The sequence below is a fragment of the Mesorhizobium sp. M2E.F.Ca.ET.209.01.1.1 genome (assembly GCF_004010375.2).
Lineage (GTDB): Bacteria > Pseudomonadota > Alphaproteobacteria > Rhizobiales > Rhizobiaceae > Mesorhizobium.
Window position 1 is genome coordinate 1 of the sequence record NZ_SADP02000275.1, and the last position, 405, is coordinate 405.

General features: G+C 63.5%; 1 pseudogene. It reads left to right on the forward strand.

Annotation, left to right across the window (positions count from 1 at the left end):
• A pseudogene (locus EN852_RS35650) lies at positions 1-405 on the forward strand (2-hydroxyacid dehydrogenase); the annotation flags it as partial.

Genomic DNA, 405 nt, shown 5'->3' on the forward strand with positions numbered 1-405 from the left:
AGGATCGACAAGGCATTCAGGCGTGTACGGATCGAGCGCGCCGATCCTGCGCTGGTAACGGACGAGATGCGCAAGACCGTGCGCGGCATCGCTTCCTTCGGGGGCATCGACGCCGCGATGATCGACGCCCTGCCCAATCTCGAAATCATCGCCAATTTCGGCGTCGGCTATGATTCGGTCGATGCCCGCCACGCAGCGACGCGCGGCGTCATGGTCACCAACACGCCCGACGTGCTGACCGAAGAGGTCGCCGACACCACGATCGGCCTGCTGATCAACACCGTGCGGGAGCTCTATGCCGCCGAGAAATATCTGCGCGACGGCGACTGGGTAAAGCACGGCAACTATCGTTTGAGCCGGCTTACCTTGCGCGGCCGCCATGTCGGCATTTTCGGCATGGGCCGC